Raw genomic sequence first — 22,999 nt, 5'->3', positions numbered from 1 at the left:
TGCCACCGCCACCGCCGTCGCTCCCGCCCACGCAGCTGTGGGGGAGCGGGGCGAAGCCGTTGAAGCCGCGGGTCATGTAGCTGGTGGCGTAGGCGCCGCTGGACAGCACCCAGACCGGGTCGCCCGACGCGAGTTCCTTCGGCACGAGGACGCGGCAGTGCTCGGGCGCGTAGGAGTCGTCGCCGTCGCAGGTGGGGCCCGCGACGACGGCGGGGACCAGGTCGGCGTCGGCCGGGTGGGTCGGAAAGACGAGCGGATACTGCAACTCGTCCATCTCGTAGAGGCCGTTGAACTTCCCGCAGCTCAGATAGAGCCAGTACGCGCGTTCCCCGTCCGGCCGCCGGCGCGAGGTGAGCCGGGAGACGTGTGCCCTGACGGCACCGTGGTCGGCGACCAGATGGCGTCCCGGCTCGACCAGGAAGTCCAGCGGGCCCGGGGCGAGTTCGCGGAGGCGTTCCATGCCCTCGCGCAGCACGGCGAAGATCTTGTCCAGCGGGGGTTCCAGCCGGTCTCCCCGCCGGTCCGTGTAACCGAGCGCGGGCAGGCCGCCGCCGAGGTTGACGTGATCGGGCGCGATCCCGCGCGCGTGCAGTGCCGTCAGGACCTCGCCCAGCGTCGCGAACGCCTGCTGCCAGGCCTCGGTGGTCATCTGCTGCGACCCGACGTGCACCGACAGCCCGGCGGGCACCAGACCCGCATCCCGCGCCGACTCCAGTACGCGTACGGCGTCGTCCGCCGAGCAGCCGAACTTCCGGCTCAGCCCCCACAACGCCCCCTGGCCCGTGGTCGCCAGTCGGCAGAACACCCGGGAGCCGGGGGCGTGTACGGCCAGCGCCGCCACGTCCTCCGGGCTGTCGGTGGCGAAGTCCCGTACGCCGAGCCGGTGCGCCTGGGCGATGTGCTCGTCGGACTTGACGGTGTTGCCGTAGTGGATCCGGTCCACGGGCGCGCCCGTGGTGAGGGCCTGGACGATCTCCCGGGGGCTCGCCGCGTCGAACCCGGCACCCCGGCCGGCCAGACACGCCAGCACTTCGTCCACGGGGCACGCCTTCATGGCGAACCGGACGCCGACGCCGGGCAACTCCCCGGTCAGCGCGTCGAACCGGGCGGCGATGCCGTCCAGGTCATGGAAGATCCGGTCGTCCGGGGCAGCCGCGAGCGCGGCACGCAGCGCCGGATTCACCGGACCGCGCTCCGGGACCGGGCGGTGCCGCCGGGGCGGGCCGCGCTCCGGACGTCCGTCGCCCGGCTCGCGTCCACCAGCGCCGCCCAGCCGTCGATCAGCAGGACGAAGTCCTCGATGTCCCGCCCCGCCTCCGCCAGCAGCCGTTCCCGGTCCGCGGCCACCTGCTCGGCGAACTCGGCGTATCTTCCGCCCAGTTGCCGGTAGGTCCGCTGGACGACGTCCAGCCGGCGCTCGTTCTCGGCGCGGCCCTGCCGCAGGCTCTGCGTCAGCAGGGCGCGGACCGGAGCCGCATCGAGCCGCTGCCCCTCGTCGAGGAGCGCGGGGCCGACCTCGCTCATACCGGCGTAGACGAAGTGGAAGTGGAGCATCGACAGCAGGAACTTCACGAACCGCCGCTGGTACGCCATGAATCCGGCATGCGTACGGCGCTCCCCGGTGTAGAAGTTCTCGATGTCCCGGTTGTGCAGGACACCGGGCAGGGTGGCGTCGTGCACCGCGTGGATGAGGAAGTAGTCGCTGCCGATGGTGTCGGTCGCGGGCGGCAGCGGCAGCCGCTCGTACACGTCCCGGTGGAAGGCGATGTTGCACATGTCCACCCGCATGGGGTCGACCAGGGTCAGCGTCGCGTGGTCGCCCCGGAAGGGAAGCAGCCCGGCGCCCTTGAAGGACTCCTCGGCCAGGCCCGCCCGCTCCTCCTCGGACCACTCGGCCGGGGCCCACAGGCCCACGACCGTGTCGTACGCGTCCTTGTCGAGTTCCCGGATGCCGCCGAGGTCGACGGAGAGTTCTCCGATGAAGGACGCGCCCACCATCGCCACCGGCCGATGGGCGAGCGACGGGTCGAGGTTCACCTCCGACACCCCGGCGGACGCGTCGGCGGCCCGCCTGCCGAGGGACGCCAGCTCGTGATGGATCGGGAAGACGGGCTCGCCCTCCCACACCTGGTAGCGGCTGTCGGAGTCCCGGCGGTGCACCGAACGGCATCCCAGAGCGGCCGCGACGAGGAACGCCCGGTCGGTGCAGGCGCCGTACGAGACGCCGTCCGGGAGCAGGAGGCCGAGCAGGCGGTCCGGCTCCGGCAGCGCGGCGCGCTCGATCACGGCCCGCAGGAAGGCCTGTTGGACCTGCTCGTCGAGGTGGTGCACCACGACACCCGGCACCACGGGCAGTCCGGCGACGGTGCGGGCGTGCGCCGACACGGTCGGAGCGTCGGAGGAGTCGAGGATCAGCAGGTGCACCTCGACCCCGAACCGCCGTGCTCCGTAAGCAGCTTCGGCGGCGACGGCGGAGATGGTCGCCGAACACGCCCGGTTCGTCGGGAGCGTCAGGCCGACCCTGTGCCGGCGGGGCACGTCGGACAGCCCGGTCATCGCGCCCGCCCGGGACGGTCACCGTGCTCGTGCCAGGAGTCCAGGCCCAGCAGTCTCCGCCCCAGGCCGTCGAGTTCGGCGGTGCCGTACCGCTCGGACTCGTGCCGGGTCGCGTCGCCGAGCAGGGTCGCGTTCCAGTCCGGCGTACCGAGCGTGCGCCAGGACTCGATCCGGGACCGGCGCAGCTCCTCGTGCTCCTCCAACGCCGGCATCATCGACAGGTACTGCACTGCCCGCACCCCGTCGGCGGAGCTGTTGGGCGCCACGCCGTGCGCCAGCATCCCGTTGAAGATCAGCAGGTCACCGGCGTTGAGCTGAGGCCGGATCACCGGGAACTCGGCCCGGTCGACACCGGGCCGGATCGGGTCGCGGTCGGCGGGCCGGCCCACCTTCCACTCCTCGAAACGGTGGAAGAGCTCGGGCGAGCACTGGAAACCGCCCTGGTCCGGCTCCGTGTCCGTGAGCGCGACGATGCCCTGCACCCGCTGCGGCGGCACACTGGCCGTGGTGTCGACGTCCCAGTGCAGCTCGATGTCGAAGCCCTCGTCCGTCGGCTCGATGAACGACCGGGAACGGTTCCTCACGTTGGGCGGGTTGAGGTTGAGGCGGTCCAGGGTGACCCAGAGCTCCTCGCAGTCCCACACGTCGGCGAAGGCGTCGTAGACGCGCCGCGACTGCCTGCTGTCCCAGAGCAGTTGGTGGTGGTACGCCTCGACGAAGCCGTAGACGTACAGGTCCCGGTCGAGGTCCGAGCGGAAGGTGCGCTCCTCGTACCAGGTCTCGGGACGCTGCGGGTCGAGGCCCTGGAAGTCCCAGGCGAACTCCAGCAGCAGCTTGGCCGCGTCCGGGGATATCGCCTCCCGGACCACCACGTAGCCGTACGTCTGCCAGGAGGCGAACTCCTCCTCGGAGAGCACCCGCAACGGCCGGGACTTGGTGAGGTGCCGCAGCTGGGTTCCGGCGAGGTAGGTCTCGCCGTCGGCACTGAAGTACGGGCGCTCGGAGGCGGCGCGGTGTAAGAAGCGGTGGTGCGTCGGGCTGTGGTGCGTCGTCATGCGGTCACTCCGGAGATCCTGGGTCGGCGGTGCGGCGGTGCGGCGGTGCGGCGGTGCGGCGGTGCGGCGGTGCGGGATCGGGCAGAGGTGCGGGATCGGGCGGTCGGGCGCATTCGGGCAGGAGGACAGGACCGGGCCGCGTCGGCGCCTGCGCGCGACCGGGGCATGGAGGAGGAGAAGGGTGGAGGTCGGGTGAGGTGAACCGGTCAGGTGTCGCGGACCGCGGCGCGCCGGACCGCCGCCGGGGCGCTGCCGGCCCCGGCCCTGTGGCCGGAGTGGGCCGCGTCCCGCCGCAGTCCGCCCGACCAGCGGGCGAACTCCTGTACGTGGGAGGCGGCTTCGGTGAGCCGTTCCTCCGGCAGGCGCCCGTCCCGCACGGCGCGGACCAGGGCGTCGGCGAGCCGGGCCGCGGTCCGTTCGTCCGCGTGCCCGCCGCCGACGCAGACCGCGTCGGCCCCCGCGGCGACGGCCCGGACGGTGGCGCCGGCCACGCCGTAGCGGTCGGCCACGGCGCCCATCTCGACGGCGTCGGTCACGATCAGACCGGTGAAGCCGAGTTCGCCGCGCAGCAGGTCCTGGGTGACGGCGCGGCTCAGGGTCGCCGGCCGGCGGTCGTCGTAGGCGGGGACCAGCAGGTGGCCGGTCATGACGGCCCGCACGCCCGCGTCCATCGCGGCGATGAACGGCGGCAGCGCGGTCAGGGCCATGGCCCCGGCCCGCGCCGGGACCTGCGGCAGCCCGAGCCGGCGGCTGACGACGGTGTCGCCGTGGCCCGGGAAGTGCTTGGCGCAGGCGGCGACCCCCGCCGACTGCAGGCCCCGTACCCACGCGGCGGCGTGCCGGGAGACCACGTCGGTGCGTGCGCCGAAGGAGCGGACCCCGATCACCGGGTGGTGCGGATCGGGGTCGACGTCGGCGCTCGGCGTGTAGCTCAGGGTGATGCCGAGCGCGTGCAGGTCCCGTCCGACGCCGTGGGCGACCCGCTCGGTGACATCGATGTCGTCGAGGGTGCCCAGCGCGTGGTTGCCCGGCCGGAGCGCCCCGGTGCGGGCGCCGGGGCGGGTGGCGTCGCCCGCCTCCTCGTCGAGGGCGATGACGAGGTCGGGATTCTCGGCGTGCAGCGCGGAGGTGAGCGCTGCCACCTGCTCGGGGCCGTGGATGTTGCGGCCGAACAGGACGACGGAGGCGAGCCCTTCGGAGATCCGGCGGCGCACCCAGTCCGGCACGGCGGAGCCGGTGAAGCCCGGTTGGAGCACGGAGTGCGCCAGCCGCAGCAGGCGTGGGTGACCGCTGATGCGACTGTGGTCGGCCATGCGGAACCTCCGGGCGGAGTGGTGCGCGTGACGGAAGGGGAAGGGGAGGAGGGTCGCGGCGCGGGATGGCGCCCGATGCGACGGGTTCAGGCCCGATGGCCCGGCCTGATCGGTGCGTTGGATATTGGCCTGGACCAATGAGGCATGTCAAGAGCACTTGAACGCGAGCATGTCAAGAGGGTCCCGTCGGCGTAGAGGTGCGGACGGCGTCGAGGTGCGGAAGGCGTCAAGGTGCGGGCGGCTTCAGGGTCGCGGTGAACCGGTACCGCGAGCCGCGGTACACCGCGCGGACCCATTCGACCGGCGTCCCCGTCTCGTCCCGTGAGTGGCGGGACAGCCGCAGCATCGGCAGGCCCACGTCCGTGTGCAGCAGTCCGGCCTCCCGCGGCGTGGCGGGCGAGGTCTCGATGGTCTCGTCGGCCTCCGCCAGACGTACGCCGTACACCTCGGTGAGTGTCGTGTAGAGCGAGGTGCGGCGGGCCAGGTTCCGGCGCAGGCCGGGGAAGCGGCGGGTGGACAGATGGGTCGCCTCGATCGCCATGGGCTCGCCCCCGGCCAGTCGCAGCCGCTCGACGCGCAGCACCCTCTCGCCCCGCTCCACCTCGAGCAGGGCCGCCAGTTCCTCGCCGGCCGCCATGTAGTCGATGTTCAGGACCTGGGAGGCGGGTGTGAGGCCCTGGTTGCGCATGTCCTCGGTGTACGAGGTCAGTTGGAGGGTCCGGTAGATCTTCGGGCGGGCGACGAAGGTGCCCTTGCCCTGGATGCGGACCAGCCGGCCCTCGCTCACCAGCTCCTGGAGGGCCTTGCGGACGGTGGTGCGCGAGGTGCGGAACTCGAGGGCGAGGAAGCGCTCGGCCGGCATCGATGAGCCCGGCGGGCGTGCTTCGGTCATGCCCAGTAAGCGCTGTTTGATGCGGTAGTACTTCGGGACGCGGCCGGTGGGGTCCGGTGCCCCCGTGTCGGCCCGGGCGCTGCTGAGGTCCGTGCTCATGACCTGCCTTCCGGCTGCGGGGTCCGGCGGCGCGGACGGCAGGCGCCGGCCGCGGTGCACGTCGGCGGACGGCCGGGTTCGGCGCCGCACGCTCGGCGGTCCCGTTATAACCGCACACCCTCTTTTGGTCTAGTCCAACCCTCGACACGTCCCCGTTTGAGGGGAGTTGCAGGCCCCGGAGGGGGTGCCGGAAACGGCTCGGGCGATTGGCCGCGCGACCCTTGACAGGGCTATAGGTCTAGGCCAAGCTCCCCCTTGCTGGTCTAAACCATTTAGAGGAAGCCGGGTCCCAGCACGCCGCGTGCCGCGCCAATGCGAGGGCCACCGCCGAGGGCGTGGGTGTGGAAGGCATTCCTGAGGAGGGGTGGCGCGTGAAGCGCAAGCTGATAGCCGCGATCGGGGTCGCGGGCATGTTGTTCTCCGTCGCCGCGTGCGGGGGAGACGACGGCGACGGCAAGAGCACCGGGGCGGACGGCTACGAGGGCCAGACGCTCACCGTATGGGTGATGGACGGCTCCTCGCCCGACGAGTGGCAGAAGGACCTCGCCGCGGAGTTCGAGACCAAGACCAAGGCGAAGGTCAAGTTCGAGGTCCAGCAGTGGAACGGCATCCAGCAGAAGCTGACCACCTCCCTGTCCGAGGAGAACCCGCCCGACGTCTTCGAGGTCGGCAACACGCAGACCCCGGCCTACGCCAAGACCGGCGGCCTCGCCGACCTCACCGAGCTGAAGTCGTCGATCGGCGCGGACTGGACCGAGTCCCTCAACGAGTCGTCCGTCTTCGACGGCAAGCAGTACGCGGCGCCGTGGTACTTCGCCAACCGCGTGGTCCTCTACAACAAGAAGGTCTGGGCCGACGCGGGCCTCAAGGACACGCCCAAGACCCGCGACGAGTTCTACGACGCGCTCAAGAAGATCGGTGACAAGACCGACGCGGAGCCGATCTACCTGCCCGGCCAGAACTGGTACCACTTCGTCGGACTCGTCATCGGCGAGGGCGGCGAACTGGTCAAGAAGGACGGCGACCAGCACGTCTCCAACCTCGACGACCCGAAGGTCGCCGCCGCCATGGAGACGTACAAGAAGTTCCAGGCGCTGTCCAAGGCGCCCAAGGACAAGGACGAGGCCACCCCGCAGCAGGGCGAGGTCTTCGCCAAGGGCAACGTCGGCGCCTTCATCGGCATGGGCTGGGAAGCCGGCATCGCCATCGAGGCCAACCCGAAGATCGAGCAGGACATCGGCTACTTCACCATCCCGGGTGCCGCGGCCGACAAGCCCGAGGGCGTCTTCCTCGGCGGCTCCAACCTCGCCGTCGCCGCGGGCAGCAAGAAGCAGGACCTCGCCCAGGAGTTCCTGAAGCTCGCCCTGTCCGACAAGTTCGAGGGCGGGCTGGCCAAGGCCAACGGCGTCATCCCCAACAAGGAGTCGCTGCAGGGCAACCTGAAGGGCAACGCCCCCGCCGAGGCCGCCGCACCGGCCGCCGCCGTCGGTGGCACCACCCCGCTGATCCCGGAGTGGGCCGCGGTCGAGAACGCGCCCAACCCGATCAAGACGTACATGACGGCCGTGCTCAACGGCAAGTCCCCGGCCGAGGCCGCCGCGCAGGTCGAGGGCGAGTTCAACAAGCGCCTGGCGCAGGAGCAGTAGGCGCGCGAGCGCACGGACCGGAGCGCGGGGCCGGCCACCCGGCGGCCCCGCCCCGGCGTTGAGTACGTCGAGAAGAGAGAGCGCGAGCATGACCGTGCAGACCGAACGGCCGCCCTCCGGGCCGGCGGACGTCCGCAGGACGGGCGACGGGGCACCCGGCAGGCCGAAACCCCGAGCCGCGTCGCGCGCCGGCGCGCTCGCCCCGTACCTGTTGCTGCTGCCCGCCTGCGTGGTCACCGTGCTGCTGCTCGGCTGGCCGCTGCTGAAGGACGTACTGCTGTCGTTCCAGAACCTCAACATGGCGCAGCTGATCCAGCACGTCACCGAGTGGAACGGCATCGACAACTACAAGGAGGTCCTCACCGGCGAGGACTTCTGGCGGGTCACCCTCCGCTCCATCCTGTTCACGGCGGTCAACGTCGTCCTGACCATGGTCCTGGGCGCGCTGACCGGTCTCCTGCTCGCCCGCCTCGGCAAGCGGATGCGGTTCACCCTGATGATCGGCCTGGTGCTGGCCTGGGCCATGCCCGTGGTGGCCGCCACCACCGTCTACCAGTGGCTGTTCGCCCAGCGCTTCGGCGTCGTCAACTGGGTCCTGGACAGGCTCGGCTGGCACTCCATGGCGGACTACAGCTGGACCAGCAGCCAGATGTCGACGTTCTTCGTCGTCACCCTGCTGATCGTCTGGATGTCCGTCCCGTTCGTCGCGATCAACCTCTACGCGGCGACCACCATCATTCCCGGCGAACTGTACGAGGCCGCCTCCCTCGACGGCGCCGGGGGCTGGCGCAGCTTCACCGCGGTCACCCTGCCGTTCCTGCGGCCGTTCCTCTACGCCACGACGTTCCTGGAGATCATCTGGATCTTCAAGGCATTCGTCCAGGTTTTCACCTTCAACGGCGGCGGCCCCGACCGGCTCACCGAGATCCTGCCCGTCTACGCCTACGTCGAGGGTGTCGGCAACCAGCACTACGGCATGGGCGCGGCGATCGCCGTCCTGACCATCCTGATCATGCTCGGCCTGACCGCCTACTACCTCAGGATCGTGCTCAAGCAAGAGGAGGACGAGCTGTGAAGCGCTCGCTCTTCGGCCGCCTGTGGCCCAACGTCACGGCCGTCGTCCTGTTCATCGTCTGCGTCTTCCCCGTGTACTGGATGTTCTCCACGGCGTTCAAGCCGACCGGCGACATCATCTCGGAGACCCCCGTCTGGTTCCCGACCGACGTCACGTTCGAGCACTTCAGGACCGCGACCGACGCCGACCACTTCTGGACGTACGTCCGCAACTCGCTGACCGTCACCTGCCTGGCCGTCCTCTTCTCGCTGATCATCGCGCTGGCCGGCTCCTTCGCCCTGGCGCGCATGCGGTTCAAGGGGCGGCGCGGCTTCGTCATCGGCTTCATGCTGGCCCAGATGGCGCCCTGGGAGGTCATGGTCATCGCGATCTACATGATCGTGCGGGACGGTTCGATGCTGAACAGCCTGGTGCCGCTCACGGCCTTCTACATGATGATGATCCTCCCCTTCACCATCCTGACGCTGCGGGGCTTCGTCGCCGCCGTGCCGAAGGAGCTGGAGGAGTCGGCGATGGTCGACGGCTGTACCCGCGCCCAGGCGTTCCGCCGGGTCATCCTGCCGCTGCTCGCCCCGGGTCTGATGTCCACCTCCATGTTCGGCTTCATCACCGCGTGGAACGAGTTCCCCCTCGTCCTGGTGCTCAGCAAGGAAGCCGGAGGCGCGCAGACCCTGCCGCTGTGGCTGTCCAGCTTCCAGACCCAGTTCGGCAACGACTGGGGCGCGACCATGGCCGCCTCGTCGCTCTTCGCCGTCCCCATCCTGATCCTCTTCGTCTTCCTGCAGCGCAAGGCCGTCAGCGGCCTGACCGCGGGCGCAGTGAAGGGATAACGCCACCCGATGACGACATCCACCACCGGCACCGACACCCTCACCCGCGACGCCCTGGCCGTGCTCCAGCCCGGCTTCGCCGGCACCACCGCGCCCGACTGGGTGCGCCGCCGGCTCTCCGAGGGACTCGCCTCCGTCGCCCTCTTCGGCCGCAACGTCGCCACCGCCGAACAGGTCACCGCCCTCACCGCGCAACTGCGCGCCGAGCGGGACGACCTGCTCGTGGCCATCGACGAGGAGAGCGGCGACGTCACCCGGCTGGAGGTCCGCACCGGCTCCTCCTTCCCCGGCAACCACGCCCTCGGCGCCGTCGACGACACCGCCCTCACCCGCGGCGTCGCCCGCGAACTGGGCCGCCGACTCGCCGAGTGCGGCGTCAACTTCAACTGGGCGCCCTCCGCCGACGTCAACGCCAACCCGGACAACCCGGTCATCGGCGTCCGCTCCTTCGGCCGCGACACCGACCTGGTCGCCCGGCACACCGCCGCCTACGTGGAGGGCCTGCAGTCCACCGGCGTCGCCGCCTGCACCAAGCACTTCCCCGGCCACGGCGACACCAGCGTCGACTCCCACCACGCCGTCCCGCACATCGACCTCGACGCCACCACCCTGAACGAACGCGAACTCCAGCCGTTCCGGGCGGCGATCGCGGCCGGCACCCGCGCCGTCATGAGCGCCCACATCAGGGTCCCGGTCCTCGACCCGGACCGCCCCGCCACCCTCTCCCGCCGCATCCTCACCGGTCTGCTGCGCGGCGAACTCGGCTACCAGGGGCTGATCGTCACCGACGGCATGGAGATGCGTGCCATCTCCGGCACCTACGGCCTCGAACACGGAGTCGTCCTGGCCATCGCGGCCGGCGCCGACGCGATCTGCGTGGGCGGCGGGCTGTGCGACGAGGACACGGTGCAGGGTCTGACGGACGCGCTCGTCGCCGCCGTCCGCTCGGGTGAACTCCCCGAGGAGCGGCTCGCCGACGCCGCCGCCCGGGTCCGCGCCCTGGCCGACTGGACCGCCGGGATGCGGCGCTCCCCGGCCCTCGAGGGCGACCGCGAGCCGGAGATCGGCCTCACGGCGGCCCGCCGCGCGGTGACCGTGACCCGCACCGGGCCCGCCGCACCGGTCACCGGGCCGGTGTACGTGGCCACCTTCCACCCCGCCGCCAACATCGCCGTCGGCGACGAGACCCCCTGGGGCGTCGGCGCGGAACTGGAGCGGCTGCTGCCGGGCACCGCCACCGGCTCCTTCACCGGCCCCGACGCCGGTGCGCGGGCACGCGAGGCCGCGGCCGGCCGGCGCGTGGTCGCCGTGGTCCGCGACGAGCACCGGCACCCGTGGATGCGTACGGCCCTGGACACCCTGCTCGCGGCCGGGCCGGACACCGTGGTCGTGGAGATGGGCGTACCGCAGTCCGCGCCGCGCGGCGCGCTGCACGTCGCCACGCACGGCGCGGCGCGCGTGTGCGGGACCGCGGCGGCGGAGGCGGTCGTCGCGGGCTGACCCGCGGGGAAGGCCCCGGCCGTCGGCGATGGTGCGCCGGGGGCCGGGGCCTTCGTGGTGGGGACGGGGTGTGCGGACGACCGCGTCAGACCGCGGTCGGGGCCTGGGGCTGCCCGGCCGGGGTCTTCCCGGCGGTGTCCTCCGTGTCCAGGGCCTGGGGAGCGCGGACGCCGGCCATGCCCACCACGGTCACGATCGCGGCCACGAGAGCGGCGACGGCGCACACCGTGTAGGCGAGGCTGTAGCCGCTGCCCAGGGCGTCGAGGGCGATGCTCTGCGCGGCCGCGCCGGGGGTGTCCGGAGGCAGGCTGTTGACGGCGATCGGACCGGCCGCCCGGCCGATCTCGGTGGCGGCGCCCAGCTGGTCGGGCGGCAGGTCCGCGCCGGCCAGGTTCGAGGAGAACGTGTCACCCGCACGGCTGAGGGCGACCGCGCCGACGACCACCGGGCCCAGGGCGAAGCCGAGGTCGCGCAGCATGTTGGTGGTGGCGCTGGCCATGCCGGCCAGCCGGCCCGGCACGCTGTTCAGCGCGACGGCCGTGATCGAGCTGACGCCCAGGGCGAAGCCGATGCCGATGAGCAAGGTCGGCAGGATGAAGGGGGTCAGGCTCGTGTCGGTGACGTCCAGCCGGGTGCACAGGAACGAGCCGACGGCCATCAGGAGGAAGCCCGTGGTCAGCAGCCAGTTCGGGGCGACCTTGTGGAGCAGCCGGGAGACGACCGGGATCAGGACGAACGCCGGTCCCTGCAGCAGCAAGAACGGAACGGCGACGCGGAGCGGGTCCTGGTGCTGGACGGGGCCGAGCCACATGCTCGTCGTGAAGCAGGCGCCGAGGAAGGCGATCATGCCGATGACGGCGACGATCGATCCCACCGTGAAGGCGCGGTCCTTGAACAGGGTCAGGTTGAGGATCGGGGAGTCCGCCCGGCGCTCGATCAGGACGAAGGCGACCAGGAAGCACGCGCCGAGGGCGAACGCACCGATGATGTCCGGCTCGCCCCAGCCCTTCTCGGGTCCCTCCACGGCCGCGTACAGCACCAGGATGAGACCGAGCGCGAAGGTGATCTGGCCGGGGACGTCGAGGCGGCGCCCCGAGGCGGCCTTCGACTCCTTGGCCATGGTCAGGCTGAGCAGCACGCTCGCGAGGGCCAGCGCGACGAGGACCAGGTAGGAGCCCCGCCACGACCCGATCTTGGCGAAGACGCCGCCGATCAGCGGGGAGACCGCCGCGCCGGCGGACAGGAAGCCGCTCCACAGCGCGATGGCGCGGGCCCGTTCCCGGGCGCTGCGGGCCACGTCCGCGATCATGGTGAGCGATCCGGGGAACATGGCACCGGCGCCGAGACCGTTCAGCGCGGCGCCGACCCACAGCGTCTGCACGTTGGGCGCGAGGGAGGAGACGATGCTGCCGACGACGACCATCGCCGCACCCGCGGCGATGAGCCGGCGGCGGCCGAACAGGTCGCCGAGGACACCGAAGGTGAACTCGAAGACGACCACGGCGATCATGAAGGCCGCGGTGATCCAGGTCAGCTGGGACCCGTGGGTGCCCAGGTCCTGCTGGAAGAGGCCGTTGAGAGAGGCCGGCAGGGCGTTGGCCAGCTGGGCCACGAACACCGCGCAGCTCGCGGCCGCAAGCGTGCCCGCGTAGCCCGGTCTCCGGGCAGCCCCCGCGGGAGGGCCGGAGGACGTCGTTGTCCCGTTGTTGAGCGTCACTGCGTTCTCCCTGACTGGGATGGTGAGACGGTTCGGCCCCTTGTGGCCGATACCGGTTTGGTGGTGAGCCGCCGTTCAGGGCGTGGGGGAACCGGGTCGGACGGCCCGGACGGGCTTTTGGGGCGCAGCACGTGCGCCGGGAGCCGAACGGGTGGGTCGGTTCGTTCGGCTCCCCTGGGGGCGGGGAACGTCGGGAACCGGTCGGTGGTGCCGTCGAGCACGGCACGCTGTCCGACGCCCGCGAGGCGGGGCGTCGCTGAGGCGGGAGCACGCGGCCGCCGGGTGGCCGGCCCGGTGGCGCCGCGGCCACGGCCCGGGACGGCCGGCGACGGTCAGCCGGCGGGCGGCCGCTTCGGCCGCACCAACGGCCTCCGGCGCGCAACGAAGTACCTCACTCGGGGAGTTCCTCTCTGAACCATGGGCCGAAAAGTGCTGCGGCCTCACATCCGCGACGGGGGAGCTGGAGCGGTGGAGACGCCCGTCCGGCCACGGGTGAACGTGGCCCGAAGTGGGGGAGGAGCGCCGGGTCGGGCTGTGGGAGTGGCGCGGATCAAGCGCGGTGACGGCGAGAATGGCACTTGGCTTTACGTTCCGTCAAGGAAATGTGCGCCATGTATTGGAAACAATCTTGGGGTGAGGACTCCGAGGTCGGGCGCGGTGCCCGGCGCTACGATGAACGCCATGACCGCCCCCACCGCCGACCCGCCGCCCCTCCCGTCCGACACCCGGGGACGGGGGCACTGACATGGCCGGCCTCCGCGAGGCGCAGAAGCGGATGACCCGCCAGCTTCTGCTGGACTCGGCGCTCGGCCTGTTCCGCGCCAAGGGCTACGCCGCGACGACCGTGGACGACATCGCGGCCGCTGCGGGCACCACACGGGTGACGTTCTACGCGTACTTTCCGTCCCGCAGCGATCTGATGCGGGCGCTCATCGGCGAGTTGAACGAGAAGCTCGAGCGCGTCGACTCGCCCGCCCGCCGCTCCACCGCCCGGCGGCTCGTCGAGGTCGTCCAGGACGGCAGCCGAGAGGCGATCACCGAGTGGCTGTACGACATCTCCGGCCGCTGGGACTCCGTACGGCCCCACCTGGTGGCCGCGTTCGAGGCGGCGGCGGTCGACCCGGATCTGCGCGGACTGGTGAACGCCTGGCTGGACGAGGCCGTCAGCGACGTCGAGGAGGGCCTCCACCGGGCCGGCCGCTTCGCACCGGACAGCCGCCACCTGCGCGGCGTCCTCGTCATCGCCCAGCTCGACCACGTCGCCCGCAACTGGACCCCCGGCCGCTGGAAGGCCGACCGCGAAGCCATGATCGACATCCTCGCGGAGAGCTGGACGGGCCTCCTGAGCGACGGCGCCACACAGGCACCGGCACCGGACCAGCCCTGACCCTGCGCCCCCGCACGCCACGGACGGACCGACCGCGGGGCCGCGGGCCGCTCAGGTCATCGTCGCCAGGTCCGTGCCCAGGGCTCGGGCCGCCGCTTGCAGGGTGGCGACCAGGGACTGGAGCTCGTGCGGGTCGTAGCGGATGCCGGGCATGGAGATCGACAGGCCCGCCAGGGTCCTGCCCTCGCGGTCGCGGACCGGGACGCCGACGGCCACCAGGCCGCGCTCGGAGCGGTTGCGGTTCACGGCGAAGCCGCCCTTGAGGACACCCTTCAGCTCCTTGGCCAGCCGGTCGAGATCCGGGCGGTCCTGCGGCCGGTCACGGTAGCGCTCGGGCGCGTACACCTCCGCCAGTTCCTCCTTGCTCAGCTCGGCGAGCAGCAGCAGACCCCCCGTCGTACGGTGGGCCGGGAAGACCATCCCCTCGCGGGAACCGACCCGCAGCGCCTGGTGGCACTCCACGCTCGCGATGAACCTGGCCGTGTCCCCGGTGCGGATGGTGAGGTTCGTGGTCTCGTTCAGCAGGTCCACCACCCGGTGCAGATGGGGGAGGGCCGCCGTCCGCAACCGTGACACCAGGGAGCGCGAGTGCGTCGCCAGCTCCAGCACCGGACCCGCGTGGTACACGCGCTGCTCGTCGCGTACCGCGAAGTCCCGGTAGACCAGCATGGCCAGCAGCCGGTGCGCGGTCGACCGGGCGACGCCGAGCCGCTCGGCGACCTCGGTGACGGTCAGCGCGCCCTCGAGCTGGAGCATCGTCGCGGCCCGCAGCGCGTGGTCGACGCTCGTGATCGCATACGGCGGCGGCGTTTTGAGGGGCTTGTCCACGGCGAGCCTCCCGGCGTCAACGGTTCTGCTCTCCAGAATTTACATGTTCGTTCCCTGGGACAAGAGAGATGCTGCTCGCGTGACTACCTCATTCAGCACCCCCTCTGCCACGGGCTCCCCCGTCCGCCTGAGTGCCGTCAGCGCCGCGGACCAGCCCGACGTCACCCCGGCGCTCGAGGAGCTGTACCGGGGCTTCGAGAGCGAGCTGCTCGTCCCGCTGTGGACCGAGATCGGCGACCTCATGCCGGCTCACCCGCGCTCCCGCGCCGTCCCGCACCTGTGGCGCTGGGAGAAGCTGCGGGAACTGGCCGCGCAGGCCGGCGAGATCGTCCCGGTCGGCCGGGGCGGCGAGCGGCGCGCCATCGCACTGGCCAACCCCGCCCTCGGCGGACGGCCCTTCGCCACGCCCACCCTGTGGGCGGCCATCCAGTACCTGATGCCCGGCGAGGACGCCCCCGAGCACCGTCACACCCAGCACGCCTTCCGCTTCGTCGTCGAGGGCGAGGGCGTATGGACCGTCGTCGGCCGTGACCCGGTGGCCATGCGCCGCGGCGACTTCCTCCCGCAGGCCGGGTGGAACATGCACGCCCACCACAACGCCACCTCCCAGCCGATGGCCTGGATCGACGGCCTGGACATCCCGTTCCAGTACACCAGCGAGTCCCAGTTCTTCGAGTTCGGCCGCGACGAGATCAGCGACGCCGAGCGGATCACCCCCGACCGGTCCCGCTCCGAGCGCCTCTGGGGACACCCGGGGCTGCGCCCCGTCGCCGCCACCACGGACGCCCCCGGCACGCCCCTCCTCGCGTACCGCTGGGAGCACACCGACCGCGCGCTCACCGACCAGCTCGCGCTGGAGGAGGAGGGCTTCGGCGGCACCGTCGAGCCCGGCCACGCCGCCGTCCGGTTCACCGACCCCTCCAACGGCACCGACGTGCTGCCCACCATCCGCGCCGAGGTGCACCGCGTGGTGCGCGGCGCCGAGACCGCCCCGGTGCGCGAGACCGGCTCGTCCGTCTACCAGGTCTTCGACGGCTCCGGCACCGTCACCGTCGGCGACACCTCCTGGTCCGTGACCCGCGGCGACCTGTTCGTCGTCCCGTCCTGGCAGCCGCTCTCCGTGCGCTCCGAGGCCGGCTCCACCGACTCCGACTCCGGCGCCCTGGACCTCTTCCGGTTCAGCGACTCCCCGATCTTCGAAGCCCTCCGGCTCAACCGTCACCACGTGGAAGGAACCACCCGCTCATGAAGCTCGCCACCCTCCGTACCGACGGCACCACGAAGGCCGTCCGGCTCGACGGTGACGTCCTGGTCGACCTCGGGTTCCCCGACGTGGGCACCCTCCTCGCGCAGGACGACTGGGCGGAGCTCGCCGCCGCCCCCGCCGCCGGTGACGCCACGACGTACCCCGCCGAGGGCGCCGACCTCGCGCCCGTGGTCCCGCAGCCGTCCAAGGTCGTCTGCGTCGGCCTGAACTACCGCAACCACATCCAGGAGATGGGCCGGGACCTGCCCGAGCACCCCACCCTGTTCGCGAAGTTCGCCGACTCCCTGATCGGCGCGGGCGACGACATCGTCCGCCCCGAGGAGACCGAGCAGTTCGACTGGGAGGTCGAACTCGCCGTCGTCGTCGGCAAGCAGGTCCGCCGCGCCAAGGGCGAGCAGGCCGAGCAGGCCATCGCCGGCTTCACCGTGCTCAACGACATCACCACGCGCGACTGGCAGTTCCGCACCCGCGAGTGGCTCCAGGGCAAGACCTGGGACTCCACCACCCCCGTCGGCCCGTACCTGGTGACCCCCGACGAGCTGCCCGGCGGTGTCCGCCCCGCGCTCGACGTCAAGCTCACCGTGGACGGCGAGGTCATGCAGTCCGACAACACCGGTGACCTGCTCTTCGACCCGGTCGCCCTGGTCGAGTACGTCTCTACGATCATCCGCCTCAACCCCGGCGACATCATCGCCACCGGCACCCCCGGCGGCGTCGGCCACGCCCGCAAGCCCGGCCGCTACCTGGTCGGCGGCGAGACCGTGGTCACCGAGATCCAGGGCATCGGACGCCTGGAGAACAAGGTCGTCGAGGAGAAGCAGGCCTGATGTCCCGCTCGTTCGACGACGCCCGCCGCTGGGCGGAGCTCGGCACGAACCTGGTGCTCGAGGCCACCGCCGACTTCGACGACCAGGCCTACGACGCGCCCAGCGCCCTGCCCGGCTGGCAGCGCCGTCAGCTCGTCGCCCACATCGCCGCCAACGCGGACGCCCTCGGCAACCTCGTGCACTGGGCGGCGACCGGCGAAGAGACCCCGATGTACGCGTCCCCCGAGGAACGGGCCGCCGGCATCGCACGCGGCCTCGGCATGCCGGCCGCCGAACTGACCGGGTGGCTGCGCCGCTCCGCCGCCGAGCTCGCCGCTTCCACGGCCGGCCTCGGCGACGGCCAGTGGCAGCACCCGGTCGTGACGGCACAGGGCCGCACGGTGCCCGCCACCGAGCTGCCCTGGATGCGCTCCCGCGAGGTGTGCGTCCACGCCGTCGACCTGGACGCCGGCATCACCTTCGCCGACCTGCCGGCCGATTTCCTCGGCGCCCTCTGCGACGACGTCATCGCCAAGCGCGCCAAGGCCCCCGGCCCGGCACTGCGCCTGACGGAGACCGACACCGGAGAGGTCCGGGAACTCCCCGGCGACGGCGAGCCGACCGTGCTCACCGGCCCGCTCGCCGAGATCACGGCCTACCTCACCGGGCGCCGGCACGCCCTCACCGCTCCCGACGGCGGCCCGGCACCCACTGTGGGTCCCTGGCTCTGAACAACCGGGCCGGACCCCCCGGCCCAGACAGGAAGTACACGATGTCCCCTGCGACCCCTCCCACCGAAGGCCGACCCGACGTCCTCATCGTCGGCGGTGGCATCGGTGGCCTCAGCACCGCCTTCGCCCTCGCCCGGGAGGGGCTGCGCATCCGCGTTCTCGAACGCGCCCCGGAGTTCGGCGAGGTCGGCGCCGGCCTCCAGATCGCGCCCAACTGCACCCGCATCCTCGACGAGTACGGTCTGCTCGACGAGGCCAAGGAACTCGGCGTGGTCCCCGAGAACATGGTCATGCGCGACGCGCTCGACTCCCGCGAGCTGGTCCGCCTCGACCTGGGCGACCTCGAGCGCCGCTACGGCTTCCCGTACATGGTCATCCACCGCAGCGACCTGCACGGCCTCTTCCTGCGGGCCTGCCGGGAGGCCGGCGTGGACCTGGTCACCGACCAGACGGTCGTCGACTACGAGAACACCGACGGCGGCGCCCGCATCACCCTGGCCGACGGCCGCACCGAGGAGGCGCCGCTCGTCATCGCCGCCGACGGCCTGCGCTCCGTGGCCCGGCAGAAGCTGATCGGCGACGACGTCGTCAGCTCCGACTACGTGGCCTACCGGGCGGCCGTCCCGATCGAGCAGGTCCGGGACAACGGCATCGCCGAGAAGGACGTCACCGTCTACGTCGGACCCCGCTGCCACTTCGTCCAGTACGCGCTGCGCGGCGGCGACATGTTCAACCAGGTCGCCGTGTTCCAGTCGCCCAAGGCCCTCGCCGGGCAGGAGGACTGGGGCACCCCCGACGAACTCGACGCGGCCTTCGAGGGCACCTGCGAGACCGTGGGCAAGGGCATCCCGCTGATGTGGCGGGACCGCTGGTGGCAGATGATGGACCGCGACCCGATCGACACCTGGGTGCACGGCCGCATCGTCCTCCTCGGCGACGCCGCCCACCCGCCGCTGCAGTACATGGCCCAGGGCGCGATCATGGCCATCGAGGACGGCTGGGTCCTGGCCCGGCACGTCTCCCGGCTGCGCGCCGAGGACGCCGCCCCGTCGGCCGTCGACTGGGACGCCGCACTGGCCGCGTACGAGGCGGTCCGCGTCGAGCACTGCCGCCGGATCCTGACGACCGCCCGCGCCTGGGGCGAACTGTGGCACCTCGACGGCACGGAACGGCTGCAGCGCAACGCGATCATGCGGGGCGTCGACCCCGCCGAGTACGCCTTCACCGACTGGGTGTACGGGCCCACCGCGCTGTTCCCGGACGAGGAACCGCCCATGTTCCGGCCCGTCCCGCTCACCTCGGCCCGCATCGAGGAGAGCGAGGCGGCGGCCCCCGACGCCGCGCTCGCCGGCGGCACGGCCCGCTGACGACGGCCTTCGCCGCGACCGCCGGTGAGGCGGTCGCGCAGGCGGCCGACGGATCAGGGCCGGTCCGGCGGATCATGCCGGAGGCGCCGGGGTCGGCACGCCCTCCCCGAGCGGCTTCGAGCAGGCGTGCCCCCAGTGGCGTTGCCGTCGGTCACCCACTCCCCCGTTCGGCTTCGCTCGAGCGGGGGATCCCCATGTGCGGGAGGAATGTCCATGCGCGGGAGGGGCCCCAGCGCGTCGGCGTCCTTCTCCGCCGCGCAGCTGACCGCACCGGTCCCCGCTCACCCCAGCCGGTCGGATGCGGCCGGCTGCCTCCACCCTGATCCGTCGGCCCGGCCCATGGGCCCGCGCCGACGTGGAGCACGGGTCCACGTCCACTGACACGACGAACGCCGGCCGGTCCGCAGGTAGCGGACCGGCCGGCGTTCTGTGGTGCGCGCGGCCGGAGAGCGGTCAGCCCCCGGCCGGCAGCATCAGCCGGGCCAGCAGGTCGTCCAGGGTGACCAGGCCGGTCAGCCGGCCCGTGTCGTCCCGGACGACCGCGAGCGTGCCCCGGCGGCGGCGCAGCACGTCGATCGCGTCGGCGACCGTCGTGGTGTCCGTCAGCTCGGGCACCGGACGGGCCAGCTCGCGCGCGCTCGTGGCACGGCCCCGGGCGCGCGCGACCAGCGCGTCACGCGCGTGGAGCGAGCCGAGGACGGTGCCGCCGTCACGGACGAGCAGCCGGGTCCGGTCGTACGCGGCGGCCGTCCGCAGCACCTCGTCGACGCCCGCGTCACCCTCGACGGAGTCGATCTCGTCGGCCGGGATCCGCAGGGCGGAGACCGGGGTGTCGGGCTCGGTCAGCGAGCGGGTCAGCAACTGCGAGTCCGTCTTGCTGATCAGGCCGAGCCGCTCCGACTCCACCACCAGGTGGGTGAGCTGTTCCCGGTCGTGGACCGAGGCCAGCTCGTCGCGCGGGCTCACCCGGCACAGCCGTACCAGCGCGTTGCTCACCACGTTCAGCACGTGGATCAGCGGCCGCACGACCTTCACCACCGCCCGGAACGACGGGGCGAGCAGCATCGCGGAACGCTCCGGGTGGGCGATCGCCCACGACTTGGGCGCCATCTCGCCGACCACCATGTGCAGGAACACCACCACGGTCATCGCGACGGCGAACGCCACACCGTAGCTGACCGCGCTCGGCAGACCCAGGCTGTGCAGCAGCGGGTCCAGCTCGTGCGAGATCGCGGGCTTGGACACCGAGCCCAGACCCAGCGTGCACACCGTGATGCCCAGCTGGGCGCCGGCGAGCATCAGCGACAGCTCGCGCATGCCCGCCAGAGCGGCACCGGCGCCGCGCCGCCCCTCGGACGCCGCCTTCTCCATGCGGTGCCGTTTGGCGGCGACCAGCGCGAACTCGGCCGCCACGAAGAACCCGCTGCCGATCAGCAGCAGCACGGTCACGAAGAGAGCCGTCGGGAAACTCATGCGGGCTCCTCCGTCTTCCCGGCTTCCTCCGCCTGGGGCGCGATCCGGGTGAGGCGCACCCGATCGGCGACATGCCGGTCCAGGGTGCGTACGTCGATCACGGCGTGGCCGTCCTCGGGCAGCTCGACGGTGACCCGGTCACCCACGGTGGGGAAACGGCCCAGCCGGTCCACGATCAGGCCGGCCACGGTCTCGTAGTCGTCCTCCTCGGGCAGCCGCACGCCGGTCGCCTCGGCGACCTCGTCCAGCCGGCGGCCCGCGTCCACGAGCCAGCCGTCGCCGTCGGTGACCGCCAGTTCGGAGACCTTGTCGGACTCGTCGGCGATGTCACCGACCAGCTCCTCGGCGATGTCCTCGTAGGTGACGATGCCGGCCACGCCGCCGTGCTCGTCGAGGACGACCGCGAACTCGTCGTCCTGCTCGCGCATCCGCGCGACCGCGTCCGGCAGCGGAAGCGTGTCCGGCAGCAGCAGGGGCCGCCTGGCCATCGTGCCGGCGGTGGCTCCGGCCGGCCGGCCGGCGGGCACCGCCATCAGCTCGCGCACGCCCAGCACCCCCGCGACGTCGTCGGGGTGGTCCCCGAGCACCGGGTAGTTGGAGTGGCCGTGCGCCGCGATCAGGCCGACCGCCTCGTCGGCGCTCGCCTCCCCGCGGACGAAGACGGCGTCCGCGCGCGGCACCATCACCGTGTGCAGGGTCCGCTCGGAGAACTCCAGCGCGTGGTCCAGCAGGGTGGCGGTGTCCCCGGGCAGTGCCCCGCTCTCGTGGGACTCGCCGATCAGGTGGCCGAGCTCCTCCAGTGTGGCTCCGTGGTGCAGTTCCTCGACCGGCTCGATGCCGATGCGGCGCAGCAGCCGGGAGGCGGCGTTGTCGAAGATCCGCACCAGCGGTCCGACGACCTTCAGATAGGCCAGGGTGGAGCCGGCCAGTGCCTTCGCCAGCCGCTCGGGCACGGCGATGGCGAGGTTCTTCGGGGCCAGTTCGCCGAGCACCATCTGGATGACCGTGGCCAGGACGAAGGCGAGCACGACGGAGATGCCGCTCAGGGCCGCGTCCGGCAGTCCGAGGCCGGACAGTGCCGGCCGGAGCAGCGCGGACACGGACGGCTCGGCGATGAAGCCGACGACCAGACCGGTGACGGTGATGCCGAGCTGGGCGCCCGACAGCATGAAGGACAGCCGCTCCAGGACCTTCAGGGCGCGGGCGGCCCTGCGGTCCCCGGCCTCGGCCTCACGGGCGAGCGCGAGCCGGTCCACGGAGACGTAGGCGAACTCCTGGGCGACGAAATAGCCGGTGCCGGCGGTGAGCACGAACACGGCGAGCAGGCCCAGCAAGGCCTCTACGGCACTCATCGAACACCACCCCGCCGGGTGCCGGTTTCAACCATTGCGTGACGGGGTGGTCGGGGACTGTGCCCCGGGGGGTCCGTCGATCTGGCGGACACGTGCGTGGCTCCTCGTATATGTGCTGGTGGGATCTGTCAGCGGTCCAACGATTCCGACGGGGGCCATGTTCCCGCAAGAGGCCGGACCGCACCCGCCCGGGTGCGGTCCGGCCAGTGGCGCAGAGATCGACCTCGTGCGGCGGCGGCCTCAGGGCGAAGCACGCCTCACGGACGACCGCCTGCCCGTTCCGGTCGAAGCCACCGTCCGCGCCGCCGATGACGATGCCGGTCGGGATCACGGCACGCGTCTCGACCGGCTCCTTCTTCGCGTCGAGCCGGCTCTGCGTCCGCGGCGCGGATTCCTCGATGCGGTCCCACGAGGCCATGCCTACTCCAAGCGTTCGGATGGGGGGCGGGCGACTTCACGCCTTGCGGTAGGCCGGGCCCCGGTCGGCCTCGGCAGCACATATCTACATCAATGTAGAAGTTGGCGGATCCGGCCCCCGGGCAGAAGGGCTCACGCCGGGCAGCCCGAGGTGGCGGAGTGTGTCGCATTGGGCCGAACGGGTGGCCATGCGTAAGAATTGACCGATGCAGACAGTCAGCGCGACCCAGGACGGAGCATGCCGGTGAACAGCCACGATGTCACCGACGAACAGTGGGAGGGGCTCGCCCAGGTCGTTCCGCTGCGGGGCCGCGACGCCTGGCCGTCCTCGGTGGGCCACCGGTCCAGGCCCGAAGCCGAGACCGAGGCGCGACGCCGCTTCGTGGTCCTGAGGGTGAACGTGTTCGCGGACGCCCGCGACGTCGCGGAGACACTGATGGCCGGGATACCGGTCCTGCTCGACCTCACCAGTGCGGAGGGCGACGTCGCCAAACGGATACTGGACTTCAGCACCGGTGTCGTCTTCGGTCTGGGCAGCGGCATGCACCGCGTCGACCGCAACGTCTTCCTGCTGACCCCGGCCGGCACCGAAGTGGCGGGCCTGATGCAGGGCGTCGGGATCCCCGGAGACGGTCAGGGTCCCGGGGAGTGAACGGGCGGGCGGTCCGCTTCGCCCGATCGTGGGAAG

The 22,999-nt window shown here is 72.1% G+C and carries 18 protein-coding genes and 2 pseudogenes; 10 read left to right on the top strand and 10 right to left on the bottom strand.

What is annotated here, in order from left to right; translation table 11 throughout:
* Window positions 1-13: 13 nt before the first annotated feature.
* The 5 genes and pseudogenes from OHB56_RS31850 to OHB56_RS31830 form a co-directional block, all read right to left on the bottom strand.
* Window positions 14-1,183: pseudogene (locus OHB56_RS31850) on the bottom strand (type III PLP-dependent enzyme); the annotation flags it as partial.
* Window positions 1,180-2,556, bottom strand: a complete 1,377-nt coding sequence (locus tag OHB56_RS31845) for a DUF6271 family protein (RefSeq protein WP_406357018.1) — start codon at window positions 2,554-2,556, stop codon at window positions 1,180-1,182. The pseudogene OHB56_RS31850 and the gene OHB56_RS31845, both read right to left, overlap by 4 nt.
* On the bottom strand, window positions 2,553-3,611 hold the full coding sequence (locus OHB56_RS31840) for a phytanoyl-CoA dioxygenase family protein (RefSeq protein ID WP_326755307.1): 1,059 nt from the start codon (window positions 3,609-3,611) through the stop codon (window positions 2,553-2,555). The genes OHB56_RS31845 and OHB56_RS31840 overlap by 4 nt, the downstream gene beginning before the upstream one ends.
* Window positions 3,612-3,817: 206 nt before the next feature.
* Window positions 3,818-4,924, bottom strand: coding sequence for a glycoside hydrolase family 3 protein (locus OHB56_RS31835; RefSeq protein WP_406357016.1), 1,107 nt, complete (start codon window positions 4,922-4,924; stop codon window positions 3,818-3,820).
* A gap of 226 nt (window positions 4,925-5,150) precedes the next feature.
* On the bottom strand, window positions 5,151-5,915 hold the full coding sequence (locus OHB56_RS31830) for a GntR family transcriptional regulator (protein ID WP_406357014.1): 765 nt from the start codon (window positions 5,913-5,915) through the stop codon (window positions 5,151-5,153).
* Window positions 5,916-6,286: 371 nt separating this feature from the next.
* Here OHB56_RS31830 and OHB56_RS31825 point away from each other — a divergent pair, with 371 nt between their 5' ends.
* From OHB56_RS31825 to OHB56_RS31810, 4 genes are all read left to right on the top strand, one after another.
* Window positions 6,287-7,561 carry an extracellular solute-binding protein gene (locus tag OHB56_RS31825; RefSeq protein WP_406357012.1) on the top strand — a complete coding sequence of 425 codons (1,275 nt, stop codon included), beginning with the start codon at window positions 6,287-6,289 and terminating at the stop codon, window positions 7,559-7,561.
* Window positions 7,562-7,649: 88 nt separating this feature from the next.
* On the top strand, window positions 7,650-8,636 hold the full coding sequence (locus OHB56_RS31820) for a carbohydrate ABC transporter permease (RefSeq protein ID WP_406357011.1): 987 nt from the start codon (window positions 7,650-7,652) through the stop codon (window positions 8,634-8,636).
* The gene (locus tag OHB56_RS31815) at window positions 8,633-9,466 is read left to right on the top strand and encodes a carbohydrate ABC transporter permease (RefSeq protein WP_055593314.1); all 834 of its coding nucleotides are present in this window, start codon (window positions 8,633-8,635) and stop codon (window positions 9,464-9,466) included. Before OHB56_RS31820 ends, OHB56_RS31815 begins: the two co-directional genes overlap by 4 nt.
* Before the next feature lie 9 nt (window positions 9,467-9,475).
* Window positions 9,476-10,966: a glycoside hydrolase family 3 protein gene (locus OHB56_RS31810; protein WP_406357009.1), complete on the top strand. Its 1,491-nt coding sequence runs from the start codon at window positions 9,476-9,478 to the stop codon at window positions 10,964-10,966.
* An 85-nt stretch (window positions 10,967-11,051) separates the two neighbouring features.
* On the opposite strand, the gene OHB56_RS31805 is transcribed toward OHB56_RS31810, so the two are convergent.
* Window positions 11,052-12,683: an MFS transporter gene (locus OHB56_RS31805; protein ID WP_406357008.1), complete on the bottom strand. Its 1,632-nt coding sequence runs from the start codon at window positions 12,681-12,683 to the stop codon at window positions 11,052-11,054.
* 745 nt (window positions 12,684-13,428) lie between these two features.
* On the opposite strand from OHB56_RS31805, the gene OHB56_RS31800 reads away from it, so the two are divergent.
* The gene (locus OHB56_RS31800) at window positions 13,429-14,070 is read left to right on the top strand and encodes a TetR/AcrR family transcriptional regulator (RefSeq protein WP_406357007.1); all 642 of its coding nucleotides are present in this window, start codon (window positions 13,429-13,431) and stop codon (window positions 14,068-14,070) included.
* Between the two features lie 51 nt (window positions 14,071-14,121).
* Here the strand turns inward: OHB56_RS31800 and OHB56_RS31795 are convergent, their stop codons facing one another.
* Window positions 14,122-14,898, bottom strand: a complete 777-nt coding sequence (locus OHB56_RS31795; protein WP_406357005.1) for an IclR family transcriptional regulator — start codon at window positions 14,896-14,898, stop codon at window positions 14,122-14,124.
* Between the two features lie 79 nt (window positions 14,899-14,977).
* Between OHB56_RS31795 and OHB56_RS31790 the strand changes: the two genes are divergently transcribed.
* From OHB56_RS31790 to OHB56_RS31775, 4 genes are read left to right on the top strand one after another with little or no spacing between them, the layout of a single operon-like run.
* Window positions 14,978-16,147, top strand: coding sequence for a cupin domain-containing protein (locus OHB56_RS31790; RefSeq protein ID WP_406357003.1), 1,170 nt, complete (start codon window positions 14,978-14,980; stop codon window positions 16,145-16,147).
* A complete protein-coding gene (locus OHB56_RS31785; RefSeq protein ID WP_326755315.1) occupies window positions 16,144-16,992 on the top strand; it encodes a fumarylacetoacetate hydrolase family protein in 849 nt (282 codons plus the stop codon). The genes OHB56_RS31790 and OHB56_RS31785 overlap by 4 nt, the downstream gene beginning before the upstream one ends.
* The gene (locus tag OHB56_RS31780) at window positions 16,992-17,702 is read left to right on the top strand and encodes a maleylpyruvate isomerase family mycothiol-dependent enzyme (protein ID WP_326755316.1); all 711 of its coding nucleotides are present in this window, start codon (window positions 16,992-16,994) and stop codon (window positions 17,700-17,702) included. Before OHB56_RS31785 ends, OHB56_RS31780 begins: the two co-directional genes overlap by 1 nt.
* A gap of 41 nt (window positions 17,703-17,743) precedes the next feature.
* The gene (locus OHB56_RS31775) at window positions 17,744-19,069 is read left to right on the top strand and encodes an FAD-dependent oxidoreductase (RefSeq protein WP_326755317.1); all 1,326 of its coding nucleotides are present in this window, start codon (window positions 17,744-17,746) and stop codon (window positions 19,067-19,069) included.
* A 453-nt stretch (window positions 19,070-19,522) separates the two neighbouring features.
* Here the strand turns inward: OHB56_RS31775 and OHB56_RS31770 are convergent, their stop codons facing one another.
* The 3 genes and pseudogenes from OHB56_RS31770 to OHB56_RS31760 all read right to left on the bottom strand — a co-directional run.
* Window positions 19,523-20,542: a hemolysin family protein gene (locus OHB56_RS31770; RefSeq protein WP_055626965.1), complete on the bottom strand. Its 1,020-nt coding sequence runs from the start codon at window positions 20,540-20,542 to the stop codon at window positions 19,523-19,525.
* The gene (locus OHB56_RS31765; RefSeq protein ID WP_406357001.1) at window positions 20,539-21,894 is read right to left on the bottom strand and encodes a hemolysin family protein; all 1,356 of its coding nucleotides are present in this window, start codon (window positions 21,892-21,894) and stop codon (window positions 20,539-20,541) included. Before OHB56_RS31765 ends, OHB56_RS31770 begins: the two co-directional genes overlap by 4 nt.
* 214 nt (window positions 21,895-22,108) lie before the next feature.
* Window positions 22,109-22,255 (bottom strand): annotated as a pseudogene (locus OHB56_RS31760) (Tellurite resistance TerB); the annotation flags it as partial.
* Between the two features lie 294 nt (window positions 22,256-22,549).
* Here OHB56_RS31760 and OHB56_RS31755 point away from each other — a divergent pair.
* On the top strand, window positions 22,550-22,963 hold the full coding sequence (locus tag OHB56_RS31755; RefSeq protein WP_326755320.1) for a cell division protein SepF: 414 nt from the start codon (window positions 22,550-22,552) through the stop codon (window positions 22,961-22,963).
* Window positions 22,964-22,999: the final 36 nt, after the last annotated feature.

This window comes from Streptomyces sp. NBC_01635, from assembly GCF_045209715.1.
GTDB lineage: Bacteria > Actinomycetota > Actinomycetes > Streptomycetales > Streptomycetaceae > Streptomyces > Streptomyces hirsutus.
Note: the sequence above shows the minus strand (reverse complement) of the source record. Positions and strands in the feature narration are given on the sequence as shown.

Coding starts and splice junctions, on each gene's coding strand:
- OHB56_RS31845 (WP_406357018.1), bottom strand. CDS start 2,556: ATGACCGGGCTGTCCGACGTGCCCCGCCGGCACAGGGTCGGCCTGACG.
- OHB56_RS31840 (WP_326755307.1), bottom strand. CDS start 3,611: ATGACGACGCACCACAGCCCGACGCACCACCGCTTCTTACACCGCGCC.
- OHB56_RS31835 (WP_406357016.1), bottom strand. CDS start 4,924: ATGGCCGACCACAGTCGCATCAGCGGTCACCCACGCCTGCTGCGGCTG.
- OHB56_RS31830 (WP_406357014.1), bottom strand. CDS start 5,915: ATGAGCACGGACCTCAGCAGCGCCCGGGCCGACACGGGGGCACCGGAC.
- OHB56_RS31820 (WP_406357011.1), top strand. CDS start 7,650: ATGACCGTGCAGACCGAACGGCCGCCCTCCGGGCCGGCGGACGTCCGC.
- OHB56_RS31810 (WP_406357009.1), top strand. CDS start 9,476: ATGACGACATCCACCACCGGCACCGACACCCTCACCCGCGACGCCCTG.
- OHB56_RS31800 (WP_406357007.1), top strand. CDS start 13,429: ATGGCCGGCCTCCGCGAGGCGCAGAAGCGGATGACCCGCCAGCTTCTG.
- OHB56_RS31785 (WP_326755315.1), top strand. CDS start 16,144: ATGAAGCTCGCCACCCTCCGTACCGACGGCACCACGAAGGCCGTCCGG.
- OHB56_RS31780 (WP_326755316.1), top strand. CDS start 16,992: ATGTCCCGCTCGTTCGACGACGCCCGCCGCTGGGCGGAGCTCGGCACG.
- OHB56_RS31775 (WP_326755317.1), top strand. CDS start 17,744: ATGTCCCCTGCGACCCCTCCCACCGAAGGCCGACCCGACGTCCTCATC.
- OHB56_RS31770 (WP_055626965.1), bottom strand. CDS start 20,542: ATGAGTTTCCCGACGGCTCTCTTCGTGACCGTGCTGCTGCTGATCGGC.
- OHB56_RS31765 (WP_406357001.1), bottom strand. CDS start 21,894: ATGAGTGCCGTAGAGGCCTTGCTGGGCCTGCTCGCCGTGTTCGTGCTC.
- OHB56_RS31755 (WP_326755320.1), top strand. CDS start 22,550: ATGCCGGTGAACAGCCACGATGTCACCGACGAACAGTGGGAGGGGCTC.